Annotated in this window: 14 protein-coding genes; 8 read left to right on the top strand and 6 right to left on the bottom strand. The window is 43.4% G+C overall.

Going from position 1 to position 14,815, the window contains the following annotated elements; all coding sequences use genetic code 11:
- Window positions 1–49 precede the first annotated feature (49 nt).
- Both mutM and AY605_RS14545 read left to right on the top strand, forming a co-directional pair.
- The gene (gene mutM, locus AY605_RS14550) at window positions 50–910 is read left to right on the top strand and encodes a bifunctional DNA-formamidopyrimidine glycosylase/DNA-(apurinic or apyrimidinic site) lyase (RefSeq protein ID WP_064097090.1); all 861 of its coding nucleotides are present in this window, start codon (window positions 50–52) and stop codon (window positions 908–910) included.
- The gene (locus tag AY605_RS14545) at window positions 907–1,191 is read left to right on the top strand and encodes a peptidylprolyl isomerase (protein ID WP_064097089.1); all 285 of its coding nucleotides are present in this window, start codon (window positions 907–909) and stop codon (window positions 1,189–1,191) included. Before mutM ends, AY605_RS14545 begins: the two co-directional genes overlap by 4 nt.
- A gap of 180 nt (window positions 1,192–1,371) precedes the next feature.
- Here AY605_RS14545 and mscL read toward each other — a convergent pair whose 3' ends face one another.
- Together mscL and typA are read right to left on the bottom strand one after the other, a co-directional pair.
- Window positions 1,372–1,815, bottom strand: a complete 444-nt coding sequence (gene mscL / locus AY605_RS14540; protein ID WP_064097088.1) for a large conductance mechanosensitive channel protein MscL — start codon at window positions 1,813–1,815, stop codon at window positions 1,372–1,374.
- Window positions 1,816–1,994: 179 nt separating this feature from the next.
- Window positions 1,995–3,833: a translational GTPase TypA gene (gene typA / locus AY605_RS14535; protein WP_064097087.1), complete on the bottom strand. Its 1,839-nt coding sequence runs from the start codon at window positions 3,831–3,833 to the stop codon at window positions 1,995–1,997.
- Between the two features lie 174 nt (window positions 3,834–4,007).
- Between typA and AY605_RS14530 the strand changes: the two genes are divergently transcribed.
- The 3 genes from AY605_RS14530 (at window position 4,008) to AY605_RS14520 (ending at window position 7,942) form a co-directional block, all read left to right on the top strand.
- Window positions 4,008–5,378, top strand: coding sequence for a uracil-xanthine permease family protein (locus tag AY605_RS14530; RefSeq protein WP_064097086.1), 1,371 nt, complete (start codon window positions 4,008–4,010; stop codon window positions 5,376–5,378).
- A 66-nt stretch (window positions 5,379–5,444) separates the two neighbouring features.
- Window positions 5,445–6,479, top strand: coding sequence for a methyltransferase (locus AY605_RS14525; RefSeq protein WP_064097085.1), 1,035 nt, complete (start codon window positions 5,445–5,447; stop codon window positions 6,477–6,479).
- Complete coding sequence (locus tag AY605_RS14520) at window positions 6,479–7,942, top strand: amino acid permease (protein ID WP_064097084.1); 1,464 nt, start codon at window positions 6,479–6,481, stop codon at window positions 7,940–7,942. The genes AY605_RS14525 and AY605_RS14520 overlap by 1 nt, the downstream gene beginning before the upstream one ends.
- 53 nt (window positions 7,943–7,995) lie before the next feature.
- On the opposite strand, the gene AY605_RS14515 is transcribed toward AY605_RS14520, so the two are convergent.
- Window positions 7,996–8,529: a hypothetical protein gene (locus tag AY605_RS14515; RefSeq protein ID WP_064097126.1), complete on the bottom strand. Its 534-nt coding sequence runs from the start codon at window positions 8,527–8,529 to the stop codon at window positions 7,996–7,998.
- Window positions 8,530–8,632: 103 nt separating this feature from the next.
- Complete coding sequence (gene omp38, locus AY605_RS14510; protein ID WP_064097083.1) at window positions 8,633–9,760, bottom strand: outer membrane protein Omp38; 1,128 nt, start codon at window positions 9,758–9,760, stop codon at window positions 8,633–8,635.
- Window positions 9,761–10,136: 376 nt separating this feature from the next.
- Here omp38 and AY605_RS14505 point away from each other — a divergent pair, with 376 nt between their 5' ends.
- The 3 genes from AY605_RS14505 to AY605_RS14495 all read left to right on the top strand — a co-directional run bounded on the left by AY605_RS14505 (window position 10,137) and on the right by AY605_RS14495 (window position 12,555).
- A complete protein-coding gene (locus AY605_RS14505; RefSeq protein ID WP_064097082.1) occupies window positions 10,137–10,658 on the top strand; it encodes a GspH/FimT family pseudopilin in 522 nt (173 codons plus the stop codon).
- 112 nt (window positions 10,659–10,770) lie between these two features.
- Window positions 10,771–11,946, top strand: coding sequence for a thiolase family protein (locus tag AY605_RS14500; RefSeq protein ID WP_064097081.1), 1,176 nt, complete (start codon window positions 10,771–10,773; stop codon window positions 11,944–11,946).
- A 159-nt stretch (window positions 11,947–12,105) separates the two neighbouring features.
- On the top strand, window positions 12,106–12,555 hold the full coding sequence (locus tag AY605_RS14495; protein ID WP_064097080.1) for a VOC family protein: 450 nt from the start codon (window positions 12,106–12,108) through the stop codon (window positions 12,553–12,555).
- A gap of 64 nt (window positions 12,556–12,619) precedes the next feature.
- Here AY605_RS14495 and AY605_RS14490 read toward each other — a convergent pair whose 3' ends face one another.
- Both AY605_RS14490 and AY605_RS14485 read right to left on the bottom strand, forming a co-directional pair.
- The gene (locus tag AY605_RS14490; RefSeq protein WP_004645942.1) at window positions 12,620–13,105 is read right to left on the bottom strand and encodes a DUF934 domain-containing protein; all 486 of its coding nucleotides are present in this window, start codon (window positions 13,103–13,105) and stop codon (window positions 12,620–12,622) included.
- Window positions 13,098–14,741, bottom strand: a complete 1,644-nt coding sequence (locus AY605_RS14485; RefSeq protein WP_064097079.1) for a nitrite/sulfite reductase — start codon at window positions 14,739–14,741, stop codon at window positions 13,098–13,100. Before AY605_RS14485 ends, AY605_RS14490 begins: the two co-directional genes overlap by 8 nt.
- Window positions 14,742–14,815 lie beyond the last annotated feature (74 nt).

Below are 14,815 nucleotides of genomic sequence, written 5' to 3'. Positions count from 1 at the left end.
TGGCCGATTCACCCAATATTAGCTGCATCTCCCTCGCCAGCGATGTGTTATGCCTGAATTACCAGAAGTTGAAACCACTAAAATCAGTTTATTACCCTTATTGGAACAACGCGTGAAACGTGTTGAAGTGCGCCAGTCAAGTTTACGCTGGCCTATTCCGGAAAATATAGACAGGCTGGTGGGACAGAAATTGCTCAAGCTTAGTCGCCGTTCCAAATATATTCTGGCAGAGTTTGAACATGAGACGATGCTCTGGCATTTGGGCATGTCTGGGAGTTTCCGTCTATGCGAGAGCACGGAAGAATTACGCAAACATGACCATCTGATTATCCAGTTTGAAGATATCGAACTGCGTTATCACGACCCGCGCCGTTTTGGCTGTATTCTTTGGCTAGATGCCCAATCCCAAAGCAAACTGATTGATACCTTGGGACCAGAACCCTTAAGTGAGAGCTTTAATGCCGAGTATTTGTTTGAAAAACTGAAGAATAAAAATGTTGGCACCAAAGTTGCAATTATGGATAACCATGTGGTGGTGGGCGTAGGCAATATTTATGCGACTGAGAGTCTGTTTAATCTGGGTATTCACCCTGCACAACCAGCCTCGACTTTAAGTTTAATGCAGGTTGAAAAGTTGGTGCTGGAAATTAAACGTATCTTGAAGCAGGCGATTGATCTGGGTGGTTCAACCTTAAGAGACTACACCAATGCCATGGGCGAAAATGGCTATTTCCAGCAAACCTTGCTGGCTTATGGCCGCGCTGGTGAAATGTGCGTGAACTGTGAAACTACGCTTGAAAATATTAAATTGGGGCAACGGGCTTCTGTTTTTTGTCCTGAATGCCAACCTTTGAAAAAGCTCCAGCTCCCTGTCAAAAAAATGGCAACTGTACGAGGGAAAAAGTCATGAAAACAGCCATTGTGCGTCATATTCTGGTCAAAGACAAAGAAACTGCAGAACAGCTTAAAAAGAAGATTTTAAGTGGTGCAGATTTTAATAAAATTGCCAAACAGTATTCGACCTGTAATTCTGCCAAACGTGGTGGTGAGCTGGGTGAAATCAAAAAAGGTCAGTTGGTTCCAGTGATTGATAAACTGGTTTTTACTGCAGCAGAACGGGTATTGCATGGCCCGGTCAAAAGCCAGTTTGGTTTCCATTTAGTCGAAATTAAGTTTCGGGCAGATTTCTAAATATTTTTCCTTTCTTCCTTTTGGAGGTGAGGAATATAGTCAGCAGCAAGGCTAACGAGATATTTAAATAAATTAGATTATATTTAAGCTCTCCTCTTGCAAAACAATGTGTCTCATCTCTTGGCCGCAGAGGAAAATTAAAAAACGGCGCAATAGGCGCCGTTTTTTAATCCCTGGAACTTAAGCTTCAGGATCAGGACGTTTTTTTAACTCGTCACGAATTTCACGTAACAATGCGACATCTTCCGGAGTCTCTTCCGTAGTAGGTTCTGCTTCCTGCTTACGGCGCAACTTGTTCATCGCTTTAACTAACAGGAATACCACCCAAGCCAATAACAAGAAATTGATCAGAATAGTCAAAAAGTTACCATAAGCAAAAACGTTTAGGCCAGCCGCTTGGGCCTGAGCGAGAGTCGTGACATTATTCGGATTATCCCCCAGTACCAGGAACCAGTTGGAATAGTCAACATCTCCGCCTAAAATCCAGCTGATTACCGGCATAACAATGTCTTTGACCATCGAGTCGATGATTTTATTGAATGCACCGCCAATGATGACACCAATCGCCAGATCCATCACGTTGCCTTTGATGGCGAACTCTTTAAATTCTTGAATAATACTCATGTCTGCTCCCATATTTTATTTTCAAGTTTTGGGCTAAATTATACCTGACTAGAAACTTCTAATTTTGACTTAGTTTAATACGATTTAATAAATTACGATGTGAGCATAGCGTAAATATAAAAAAACCGTAATCTTCGAAAAGATTACGGTTTTTAGTAAGCGGGCCAATAATCTACAGATTATTTACCAGAACGGTTACGTTTACGTTCGTTTTCAGTCAAGAAACGCTTACGGATACGGATTGACTTCGGTGTTACTTCTACTAACTCATCATCTTCAATGAATTCAAGCGCTTGTTCAAGCGTATATTCAATTGCAGGAACAAGTGTTAACGCTTCATCTGTACCAGATGCACGTACGTTCGTTAACTGTTTCGCTTTAGTCGGGTTAACTGTCATGTCGTCTGAACGAGAGTTAATACCGATGATCATACCTTCGTAAACTTCTAACTGAGGTTTAGCGAATAGACGACCGCGGTCTTGAAGCGTAAACAATGCATAGCCCAAGCAAGTACCTTGAACCATAGAAATCAATACACCGTTTTGACGTTTCGCAACAGTACCTTGTTTCATTGGACCGTAATGCGAGAAGCTTGATGTCATGATCCCTGTACCAGAAGTCATGGTCAGGAATTCAGAACGGAAACCAATCAAGCCACGTGAAGGAACAGTTGCTTCAATACGGATACGGCCTTTACCGTCAACTTCCATATTGGTCATTTCACCTTTACGGAAACCCATTTGTTCCATTACAGCACCTTGATGCTGTTCTTCAACGTCAAACGTTACGTTCTCGTATGGCTCTTGTTTTTCACCATCAATTTCTTTGATGATTACTTGCGGACGGGATACACCCATCTCGAAGCCTTCACGGCGCATGTTTTCAATCAGAACTGAAAGGTGAAGTTCACCACGGCCTGACACTTTAAAACGGTCCGGACTGTCAGTATCTTCAACGCGAAGTGCTACGTTGTGAATCAATTCGCGGTCTAGACGTTCACGGATATTACGTGAAGTCACGAATTTACCTTCTTTACCAGCAAACGGTGAGTTGTTTACCTGGAAGGTCATCGATACTGTAGGTTCATCTACAGATAATGGAGGTAAAGCTTCAACATTTTTCGGATCACAAATAGTGTCAGAAATGTTGAGTGCATCGATACCCGTTACACAAACGATATCGCCTGCAGAAGCTTCTTCAACGTCAACGCGATCTAGACCATGATAACCCATGATTTTTAAGATACGGCCGTTACGTGTTTTGCCATCTTTATCGACTACAGTGACTTGCGTATTCAATTTTACTGAACCACGTTGAATACGACCAATACCGATAACACCAACGAAGCTGTTATAGTCAAGTGAAGACACTTGCATTTGGAATGGACCATCAACGTCAACTTTTGGTGGTTCAACGATATCTACAATCGTTTGGAACAACGGAGTCATGTCTTCAGCAAGTTCTTCTGGAGAAGGACCAGCAACACCACGAAGGCCTGAAGCATAAACAACCGGGAAGTCTAACTGTTCGTCAGAAGCACCCAAGTTATCAAACAAATCAAATACTTGGTCAATTACCCAGTCTGGACGCGCGCTTGGCTTGTCAACTTTGTTAATAATTACGATTGGTTTTAAACCACGTGCGAATGCTTTTTGCGTTACGAAACGTGTTTGTGGCATCGGGCCTTCTTGTGAATCTACAAGAAGAAGTACGCAGTCAACCATCGACATTACACGTTCAACTTCACCACCGAAGTCGGCGTGTCCCGGGGTGTCCACGATGTTAATGCGGTATTCAGTATTGGTACGTTCATCTAACCATTTGATTGCAGTATTTTTTGCAAGAATGGTAATACCACGTTCACTTTCAATAGCACCGGAATCCATGACACGCTCGATCTCACCCGCGCGATCACCGAGAGCACCTGATTGTTGCAAAAGTTTGTCTACAAGAGTGGTTTTACCATGATCGACGTGCGCAATAATGGCGATGTTACGGAGAGTTTTAATATCTGACATGTAAATTCAATGCGTGTGTAATTTGAGGGCAAATTATACAGAAAAATACAAAACTTTTATAGTCACTGTAGCCCTACTCCTCAACTTTTTTTGTCTGGTCGAGGCTTTTTTGATTTTGTAAAGACGTGTAACTCGATTAGAATAGCGCCATCCAGCCTTATTTTGCATTGACACATGTCTGATTTTAATCAATCTCCTCCTTCTAAAGATCAACTTGACCTGGTATATGGTCTGGATGATCGTCCAAAACCCCTGATTGCTTTTCTAGCTGCTTTCCAGCATTTATTAGCGATTATTGTCCCGATTGTGACCCCTGGCCTACTGATTTGTCTGGCGCTTGGTGTTTCCAAAGAAGACACCAACATGATTTTATCCATGTCTCTGGTGATCTCGGGTATCGCGACTTTTTTACAGTCTAAAAAAGTAGGGCCATTTGGTGCCGGTCTGCTAATCGTTCAGGGAACCAGTTTCAACTTCATCGGTCCAATTATTGGTATTGGGTCAGCTATGGTGGCTGCGGGTACACCTGTAGAAGCAGTAATGGCGTCTATCTTTGGTGTAGTGATTGCAGGTGCATTCATTGAAATGGGCGTGTCACAAATTCTGCCTTGGATCAAAAAACTGATTACCCCTTTGGTCACCGGAATTGTCGTACTTCTGATTGGCTTGACCCTGATTAAAGAAGGTTTAATCAGCATGGGCGGTGGTTATCAGGCCATGAGCGATAAAACTTTTGCCAATGCCGACAACCTGATCATGTCTTGTACCGTCCTGGCGCTGATTATTATTCTGAACCGTATCCGGATTACCTGGGTAAAAAGTTCTGCCATTTTGATCGCTCTGGTTTGTGGTTATATCCTGGCGGGCTTTATGGGCCATCTGGATTTTTCCGGCTTAAAAGATGCACCTCTGGTACAGATTCCGACTCCCATGCATTTCGGTTTAAGCTTCTCCTGGAGCCTGTTTATTCCGATGGCATTTATTTACCTGGTGACCTCTTTGGAAGCGATTGGTGATATCACTGCGACTTCAAAGCTTTCCAATCAACCAGTCGATGGTCCAAAATGGATGCAGCGCATTAAAGGCGGTGTACTGGTCAATGGCGCAAATTCATTCCTTGCCGGTATTTTTAATACCTTCCCAAGTTCAGTATTTGCACAAAATAATGGTGTAATCCAGTTGACGGGCGTAGCAAGTCGTTATGTCGGCATCTGGATTGCGGCTTTGCTGGTTATTCTTGGTTTGTTGCCTGCAGTTGCTGGTATTATTCAGGCCGTTCCGCAAGCGGTACTGGGCGGCGCAGTCATGGTCATGTTTGGCGCAGTCGCAGCCTCTGGTATTAACATTCTGGCTGGTGTACATCTGGACCGTCGCGCCCTGCTGATTATTGCGATTTCACTGGCACTGGGTTTAGGTGTTGCACAAGTTCCACAAATTCTTGAGCATCTTCCTGAGTTATTCCGTAATATCTTTAGCTCAGGCGTTGCCACTGGTGGTATCGCTGCCCTTATTCTGAATGTGGTACTTCCTGAAACAAAGAAGTAATTTCATGTCCAAAGAACACTGTCTAGGTCAGGCTTAGGCAGTGTTCTTTATATTGGAGAGATACCTATGGATCCTAAAAGCGAAGTTTTATTAAGACAATATGATTTTTTGTCGGGTCGCATCTTACTGATTAATGCACCGACAGATAATCTGCTCGCTGAATTCGATGCCTCTATCAATCCGGCTGTCTGGACATGGAATTTTAATGATTTTCAATATTTCCAGTCACAACAAGCAGATGTGCATTTTGGTGCAGAAATGCCTGAAGCTGAATTTGATCAGGCAGTTATTTTTGTACCCAAGTCTAAAGAACTGTTGAATTATTTACTGCACACTGTGGCAGCGCAGCTTAAACCGGGCAGCAGTATTTTCCTGGTCGGTGAAAAGAAAGGCGGGATAGAACGCGCAGCCAAACAGTTGCAGCCTTTTGGTAAAACTCTCAAACTTGACAGCGCACGTCATTGCCAGCTTTGGCAATTGGTTCTAGACCATACGGTCGAGAAAAAAGCACTTGCAGACTGGGCACAGCGTTATACCGTATCGACACCAAATGATGACTTGATTATTTGTGCACTTCCAGGCGTCTTTAGTCAAAACCGTTTGGATGTAGGAACTGCTACGCTATTACCTTATTTGTCACAAGTCACATCAGGTAAAATTGCCGACTTTGGGTGTGGTGCGGGGGTGATTAGCGCGTATCTGGCAAAGTTGAATCCGAAAAACCGGATTTTTGCCATGGATGTTGATGCCTTTGCACTGGCTTCTACACAAATGACATTTGAAGAAAACCAGCTTACCCCTGAACAGATTGAAATCAAAGCAGTTACAGGCATTGAGGATGCACCCTTGTTCCTGCATGCCATTGTCAGTAATCCGCCTTTTCATATGGGAATCGAGACCGATTACACGGCAAGTGAAACCTTATGTAAAACCTCGCGTCGTCATTTAAAATCAGGCGGCGAGCTTTGGATCGTGGCCAACCGTTTCTTGAACTATCCTACCCTGATTGAACAAAACTTTGGTCGCTGCACAGTGAAAGCGGATCAACAAGGCTTTAAAGTGCTCTTCGCCAGCACTCAAAAAAATGTTAAGGAATCATGATGAGCGAAACGCAAAATACGATGCAGCTGCAGCGTAAGCTGGGTGCTCGTCATCTGAATATGATCGCCATTGGCGGATCCATTGGTACAGGTTTATTTTTGGCCTCAGGTGCGACCATTGCCAATGCTGGACCAGGTGGTGCATTGCTTGCATATGTACTGATTGGGATCATGATTTATTTCCTGATGACCAGCTTGGGTGAGCTTGCCACGCACAATCCGACTTCAGGTGCATTTTTCACTTACGGCACCAAATATGTCGAAGGTGGTTTTGGTTTCGCTCTAGGCTGGAATTACTGGTACAACTGGGCCATTACCGTGGCTTTTGAGCTGGTTGCCGTTCAGTTCATTATGAAATTCTGGTTTCCCGATATACCGGGCGTGTACTGGAGCGCAATTTTCCTTGCCATTATTTTTGGGATTAATGCCCTGACAGTAAAAGGCTTTGGCGAATCTGAATTTTTCTTTTCGCTGATTAAAGTCCTTGCGATCATTGCCTTTATTATCATCGGAATCTGGATGATCGTGAAGATCATGCTGACTCCGGGTGTAGAAGCATTTGCCAACTGGAGCATTGGCGATGCACCTTTTGTCGGTGGTTTTCAGGCATTAATTGGTGTGGCGATGATTGCCGGATTCTCCTTCCAGGGTACCGAAATGGTCGGTGTCGCGGCAGGTGAATCGAAAGATCCAAAGAAAACCATTCCGGTAGCCATTAAACAGATATTCTGGCGTATCCTGTTGTTTTATATCGTGTGTATTTTCATTATCGGCACATTGATTGCCTATAATGACCCACGTTTATTACAGGCAGCTGCAACCGACGATATTGCGCTTTCTCCATTTACCTTATTGTATGAAAAAGCTGGTTTTGCCTTTGCTGCCAGCATCATGAATGCGGTGATCTTGACCGCCATTCTATCTGCAGGTAACTCGGGCATGTATTCATCTACCCGTATGCTGTTTGATATGGCGCGTAAAGGTAGTGCACCTAAAATGTTTGCGCGTCTGGACCCGCGTGGTGTGCCGATGAATGCACTCTATGCCACGACTGCAATCGCTGCTCTATGCTTTCTGACCACTTTCTTTGGTGAGCAGGAAGTCTTTAACTGGCTGCTGAACATGTCAGGAATGTGCGGCTTTATCGTCTGGCTTGGTATTGCCATTTCCCATTACCGCTTCCGTAAAGGTTATCTGGCACAAGGATATAAACTCGAAGATCTGGCTTATCGTGCCAAATTCTTTCCTTTTGCTCCCTGGTTTGCATTTATCCTGTGTACGATTGTCGTTCTGGGTCAGAACTATCAGGATGTTTTGGCCGGTCACTGGATGGGCGTATTATCGACCTATATCAGTATTCCGCTATTCCTGGCCATCTGGTTTGGCTACAAATGGAAGAAAAAAACCAAACTGGTGTCTTATCAGGAGATGGACGTTCAGCCCATGAAGCTCGATCAGGAATAACCCAGTCAATAATGAAAAAGCAGTCTCAGGACTGCTTTTTTAATCTCTCTATTTTAGCTATTTCGCATTACAAAGTTACGATCATCAACCACAATCGCTTGCTGACAGATTCCATCTACCCGACGTTGCTGCTCAAACACATGCGCCGGCATGGCCTCAAAGCTATCAAAGAAACTGATTTCCTGCTCATCGATAGAATAAATTAACGAGTGATTCCCTATCCCCTCTAAAGTGTCATAGAACACAATCACAAAACGACCTTCACCTGCCTTTTTTTGAATTTCTGCATATGAAAGAGGAGATTCATAAACAGGTAATTTGAGTTCTTGGGCCTTTTGATAAAATTCTACTTCAACAGGCTGTTTATCCGGATCAACTTCTGTAAAAAATTCAGCATCCAGCCCCAAGGTTTTGAGCGCAACTGCGAGCGCAATAGTTGAAGTTCCCATCTCATCATCGTGCCGTGTCAATTGTACCAGATCAGGAATATGTAGATCGATACCATAATGATGAAAGATCATCCAAATTGCATAAATACCACTATTGGCTTCCAGACTCAGCAAGTCTTGAGGAAGTTCTATGCTCATGCCTTTACTCAAAATCATTTTAGAGCAGCAAGTGTATGCAAAAAACAGCCATAAAAAAAGCGACTCCTTAGAGTCGCTTTTTCAGTCTGTGTTCAATAACGAATTATTGAGCAGCTGGAGCTTGTTGTTGCATAACCGGTTCAGCTAGAACAGTACGGCTACCAGTAATTGTCGCGAATACACGACGGTTCATAGCACGACCTTCTTTAGTAGTGTTATCAGCAATCGGTTGATCCCAAGCGAAACCTTGAGTAGACAAACGAGATGCATCTACGTTGTATTCGTTCACAAGTGAAGACTTAACAGAGTTAGCACGAGCTAGAGACAAACGTTCGTTCAATGCACGTGGACCAGTGTTATCAGTGTGACCTTCGATGCGAGCAGTAGCGTTTGGATATTCAACTAGCTTCTCAGCAACTTTCGCGATTTCTGGTTTGTACTGATCTTTGATGTTTGACTTGTTAGTATCAAAGAATACACGAAGTTCCATGTTCAGGTCTTCAGTCAACTCTTGTGGAGCTGGAGCAACTGGCTCAACTGGAGCAACTTCAACTACTGGAGCAGCTGGCTTCAGGTGACCACCTAGAACTACGTTAAGACCAGCAAGTGCTGTATAGTTCCAGAACTCGTGATCAAAGTTATACGTAGCACGAGCTTCAGTACGTAGTGATAACGCGTCATTTAACTGCCAGAAAGCACCGATACCTGTATTTGCTAAAGTACCTTCTGAAGTATTACCACGGTCACGACGTACTGGAGCTGTTGGGCTGTTAAGACGAGTTAAACCATCAAATTTATATTTGTAGTGACCCGCACCCGCCAATAGGTAAGGCTTAACTTTGCTGTCATAGTTACCAGTGATTAAATCAGAAGTAACATAGAAGTTACCGTTGATTTGAGTTTGCTTATACTCAGCGCCTGGTTCAACTTGTGATGGACGACCATCAGTAATGTAACGAAGTGATTGGTTAACATCACCTTTTACCTGGTTATATTCAGCCTCGAAACCTAACCATGGAGTTAGTTCTACACCAAGTGCTGCACCAACGAACAAGTCGTTTTGCATTTCGCCTTGACCGAGTTGTGCAGATAACAAGTGGGACTGACCATTGTTATGCTTGGTGTCTTGCCAAGTATAACCCAGCATTAATGGAGTAACAGTTACGCCTGCGTTTGCAGCAGCAAAAGGTGCAACTACAAGCATAGCTAAAGCAATACGACTCATTTTCATGGATTTATCCTCCAGAGATAACAATTGTTGTTCAAGCTCAAGCCTTATAAATAGGCCATCCTGAGATAGGCTTTTTATTACCCCAGTATTATTCTTAAGCTATTCACATGGCATCATACAAACACTTTATTATTTTTCCAAGTGCTTGATTAATCTAATCAAGTAAATTATTGACAAAATTACTTACAATTTCCGTTGTAATTCGGTAACTTTTTACTCAATTTTTTATTCTGAATGACCTATTGTGATTGCCAATTATTTTTAACAGCTTTCTTTAAACTTAAGTAAGCAATGAATTACACGCTCAATAAAGCATAAAAAACATATAATTAATAGCACCCTTATAAGAAAAATAATATATAAATCAGGTAACTCTATGTATAAAAAAATAACAAGAGCGTTTACTATTGTTGAGTTAATTATCTGTATTGCAATGATTGCAATTCTCGCAAGTATCGCACTTCCCTACTATCACGAGTACCGAGCCAGACAGGAAGCTCAAAACATACCGATCAAGTTATCTACAATTAATCGTTATGCACGCAGTCAGGCTGCAATTTTGCGACAGAATGTAGTGATCTGCCCAAGCCAGGATTCTCTCACTTGCCAAGCCAATCAATGGAACAAGACTATGCTGGTTTTCATTGATAAAAATAAAAACAGGCAAGTGGATACAGGTGAGACCATTTTACATATTGATGTAGTTAATCTCAAATACGGTAACCTGAGTTGGCGAGGAGCTTTGAGCTTACCAAGTGTCACTTATCAGGCACAAACAGGTCTGCCTATTGGTTCAAATGGCAGTTTCTACTACTGTTCTGCCCAGTTTTCTAGCCAACAGCGTATTGTACTTAGCAAAATGGGGCATATCCGGAGGGAAAGTCTTCCCTCATGTTAATAGAACTATCCAGTTTATGCTTCGGTACGATTAAAGCTTCAATCGTCAGTTTTTTTCAATATACTGCTTAAGTTCAAGATAAAACGATCAAAACTGATAGGGAGATACAACAATGACTGACATCGTAATTGTAAATGGTGCACGTACAGCCATGGGTGGCTTTCAGGGCAGTCTGGCCAGTGTAACTGCACCGGAACTGGGTGCTGTCACTATTAAGGAAGCAATTGCCCGTGCGGGTCTGCAACCAACGGATATTGAAGAAGTCATTATGGGTTGTGTACTCCCTGCAGGCTTAAAGCAGGGTCCTGCACGTCAAGCGATGCGTCAAGCTGGTCTTCCAGATTCTACTGGTGCGGTAACCATTAATAAATTATGTGGTTCAGGCATGAAAGCCGTCATGCAAGCGGCTGACATGATTAAAGCTGGTTCTGCAAATATCGTGGTTGCCGGCGGTATGGAATCCATGACCAATGCGCCTTATGTATTGCCAAAAGCACGGGGTGGTTTCCGTATGGGCCATGGTGAAATCAAGGATCATATGTTCCTGGATGGCTTGGAAGATGCTGAAACAGGTCGTTTGATGGGTTCATTTGCCCAAGATATGGCAAATACCAGAGGTTATACCCGCGAGCAGATGGATGATTTTGCGATTCGCTCATTAAAGCGTGCGCAAACTGCGGTCAATGAAGGCTACTTTGCTGATGAAATCGTGCCTGTAACAGTTAAAACCCGTAAAGGTGATGTGGTCGTTGATAAAGACGAACAGCCGTTCAATGCTAACATCGATAAAATTCCAACTTTGCGTCCTGCTTTCGCTAAAGACGGTACGATTACGGCGGCTAATGCTAGCTCGATTTCAGATGGTGCATCAGCTTTAGTAATTACCTCGGCTGACAATGCAGCAGCAAAAGGGTTGAATCCTTTAGCCAAAATTGTTGCTTATGCTTCGAATTCGCAACATCCATCTGAGTTTACTATTGCTCCAGTCGGTGCAATCCAGAAAGTGCTGGATAAAACCGGATGGGCCGCTTCTGATGTCGACCTTTGGGAAATCAATGAAGCCTTTGCCATGGTGACCATGTGCCCAATGGATGAGTTCAAGCTAGGCCCTGAAAAAGTCAACATCAACGGTGGTGCATGTGCTCTCGGCCATCCTGTGGGTTCTACCGGTTCACGTATTATCCTGACTTTGATTCATGCACTAAAACGTACGGGCGGCAAGAAAGGGATTGCAGCCCTGTGTATCGGTGGTGGTGAAGCGACTGCTGTGGCGATTGAATTACTGTAACCTCTTCCCTCATCCCATCCCTCTCCCATAGGAAGAGGGAGTTAAAAATCCTCCTGATCTGGAGGATTTTTTTCGCTTACATCTTGATAAAGCGTGTTCGCGCAAAATACCGCAAAGTGGCGTAGATTAAAGCAAGCACAATAAAAAGGGAGTTCTCCCATGCAGCTAAATCATTACCTCAATTTCCAAGGTCAGGCTGAAGCAGCCTTTAACTTTTATAAATCAGTTTTTGGAGGCGAATTTTCAAGTCTGAGTCGTTATGGTGAAATGCCAGCCGAAGAAGGTGTCACACTGCCGGAAGCGGATAAAAATAAAATCCTGCATATCTCACTTCCCATTAACGAATTTACAGAACTGATGGCATCTGATACGAATGATCAATTTTGCGCGCAAACCAATACCGTGTTCACGCAAGGTAATAACCACTATATTTCCATTAACTTAGACGCCAGCGAACAAGCTGAAGCACAACGACTCTTTAATACTTTATCGGTGAATGGTCAAATTGAGATGCCGCTTGAAAAGACCTTTTGGGGCGCACTTTATGCGGCCTTTAGCGATCAGTTTGGAATTCACTGGATGATCAACTGTCAACTTGAAGAAAGTTGAGAATTTTAATCAAGACATAAAAAAGCCGGACTCAATCCGGCTTTTTACAGCAGCATAATTTAAATTATGCACCTGTTTGATAATGTGCCTGTGCAACCGCAGTCGATGCCTGATACGGATTTTTGAAATCATTCAAACCGGCAGCTGCTTCCTGAATATCCTTACCTTCTTTAATCACGAAAGTGTCGAAACCGGAACGCTTCATGTAGTTCAACACATCTTTGAATACATCCCCAGTAGCACGCAGTTCGCCCTGGAAACCCTGACGGCGCAGAAGTGCTGCAAATGAATAACCACGACCATCATTAAAACCGGCAAACTCAATGAAGATGGCATCTAGCTGGTCCAGTGGAAATTCGTGGTTTTCAGGAGAAGCGTCTACAGTTAAGTACAATGCTTTTTTACCTGATACATTGCCAATCTGGTCTAACTGGTCCACAGTCAGAACCACATCACCCTGTGGCAAAACACCATCTTCACCAATCAATTGATAGGTATTGTCTGCAATCGTGCCATCTTTAGAGAGCACTTGAAGTGCGGTATTAAGCATATGCACGCTCCTTGAATGGTTGAATGCCGACACGGCGATAAGTATCAATAAACTCTTCACCATCCTGACGCAGGTCAAGATAAGTATTCAGAATTTCTTCTACAATATCCGGCACGACTTCGGCTGCAAATGATGGGCCAAGAATATCACCAATTGAAGCATCATGATCGGCATTTCCACCAAGCGTAATCTGGTAGAATTCTGCACCTTTTTTATCTACACCTAGAATACCAATATTACCAACGTGGTGATGACCACAGGCATTCATACAACCTGAAATATTCAGATCCAGTTTGCCTAAATTGTAAATTGTATCCAGATCATCAAAACGGCGTGAAATCGCTTCCGAAATTGGAATAGATTTGGCATTGGCCAATGAACAGAAGTCACCGCCCGGGCAGCAAATGATGTCAGTCAAGAAACCGATATGCGCACGTGCCAAGTTGTTTTGGTCAAGGGTTTGCCATACAGCGAACAAATCTTTTTGCGGTACATCAACAAGCGCAATATTTTGCTCATGCGTGGTACGCAGCTCACCGAAAGTGTACTTGTCTGCAAGGTCTGCAATCAGGTTCATTTCTTCAGTGCTCACATCACCCGGTGCAATTCCGGCACGTTTCAGTGAAATCGTCACAATACGATACCCTTTCACTTTATGGGCATTGGTATTGATGTTGAACCACTGTTTGAATTTCGGATATTGCGCGAACAATTCAGTGAAATCTTCATCTGCATAATCTTGGTAATCGAATGGCGTGAAGTTCTCATCCATTTTTGCCAAGGTGTCTGCATCAATTTTCAGTGTTTTAACCGTATGCGCAAATTCAGCTTCAACTTTCTCGGCAAATACTGCTGGTGTTAAGGCTTTTACCAGAATCTTGATACGCGCTTTATATTTGTTGTCGCGACGGCCATGCAAGTTATACACACGAAGTACTGCTTCCAGATAAGCAATCAGGTCTTCACGCGGCAAGAACTCACGGATAAAGCTACCAATGATTGGGGTGCGACCCAAACCACCACCGACTTTAATCTTGTAACCGATTTCGCCTGCTTCATTACGCACGATATATACACCAATATCGTGGAATGCAGTGGCTGCACGGTCAATCTCTTCCAGCGCAGAGACTGCAATCTTGAATTTACGTGGCAAGAAAGCAAATTCCGGGTGGAAAGTTGACCATTGACGGATCAATTCACAGGTCGGACGCGGATCGGCAATTTCACCGGCAACCACCCCTGCATACTGGTCCGTCGTAGTATTACGGATACAGTTCCCTGAAGTCTGGATCGCATGCATTTGCACGGTCGCCAGTTCAGCCAGCATATCCGGCACATTTTCCAGTGCAGGCCAGTTAAACTGGATATTTTGGCGGGTCGAAATATGCGCGTAGCCACGGTCATATTCTTTTGCCAAATCAGCCACTTTACGAAGTTGTTTTGAATTCATCAAACCATATGGCACGGCAATACGTAACATTGGCGCATAACGCTGTACGTACAAACCATTTTGCAGACGAAGCGGACGATACTCATCTTCAGTGAGTTTACCGGCTAAATAACGTTCCGTCTGGTCTCGGAACTGTGCAACACGTTCATTAATCAGTTGCTGATCAAAATCAGTATATAAATACATGGCGTACAGCTAGTAGTTTCTATTATATCGCCGGCAAGGATAGCGAGATTGAACCTATCAATAAAATGCTTTTT

This window comes from Acinetobacter sp. SFD (genome assembly GCF_001647575.1).
Taxonomy (GTDB): Bacteria; Pseudomonadota; Gammaproteobacteria; order Pseudomonadales; family Moraxellaceae; genus Acinetobacter; species Acinetobacter pecorum.
Note: the sequence above shows the minus strand (reverse complement) of the source record. Positions and strands in the feature narration are given on the sequence as shown.

Coding starts and splice junctions, on each gene's coding strand:
- AY605_RS14520 (WP_064097084.1), top strand. CDS start 6,479: ATGAGCGAAACGCAAAATACGATGCAGCTGCAGCGTAAGCTGGGTGCT.
- AY605_RS14500 (WP_064097081.1), top strand. CDS start 10,771: ATGACTGACATCGTAATTGTAAATGGTGCACGTACAGCCATGGGTGGC.
- AY605_RS14495 (WP_064097080.1), top strand. CDS start 12,106: ATGCAGCTAAATCATTACCTCAATTTCCAAGGTCAGGCTGAAGCAGCC.
- omp38 (WP_064097083.1), bottom strand. CDS start 9,760: ATGAAAATGAGTCGTATTGCTTTAGCTATGCTTGTAGTTGCACCTTTT.
- typA (WP_064097087.1), bottom strand. CDS start 3,833: ATGTCAGATATTAAAACTCTCCGTAACATCGCCATTATTGCGCACGTC.
- mutM (WP_064097090.1), top strand. CDS start 50: ATGCCTGAATTACCAGAAGTTGAAACCACTAAAATCAGTTTATTACCC.
- AY605_RS14525 (WP_064097085.1), top strand. CDS start 5,445: ATGGATCCTAAAAGCGAAGTTTTATTAAGACAATATGATTTTTTGTCG.
- mscL (WP_064097088.1), bottom strand. CDS start 1,815: ATGAGTATTATTCAAGAATTTAAAGAGTTCGCCATCAAAGGCAACGTG.
- AY605_RS14515 (WP_064097126.1), bottom strand. CDS start 8,529: ATGAGCATAGAACTTCCTCAAGACTTGCTGAGTCTGGAAGCCAATAGT.
- AY605_RS14545 (WP_064097089.1), top strand. CDS start 907: ATGAAAACAGCCATTGTGCGTCATATTCTGGTCAAAGACAAAGAAACT.
- AY605_RS14485 (WP_064097079.1), bottom strand. CDS start 14,741: ATGTATTTATATACTGATTTTGATCAGCAACTGATTAATGAACGTGTT.
- AY605_RS14505 (WP_064097082.1), top strand. CDS start 10,137: ATGTATAAAAAAATAACAAGAGCGTTTACTATTGTTGAGTTAATTATC.
- AY605_RS14530 (WP_064097086.1), top strand. CDS start 4,008: ATGTCTGATTTTAATCAATCTCCTCCTTCTAAAGATCAACTTGACCTG.
- AY605_RS14490 (WP_004645942.1), bottom strand. CDS start 13,105: ATGCTTAATACCGCACTTCAAGTGCTCTCTAAAGATGGCACGATTGCA.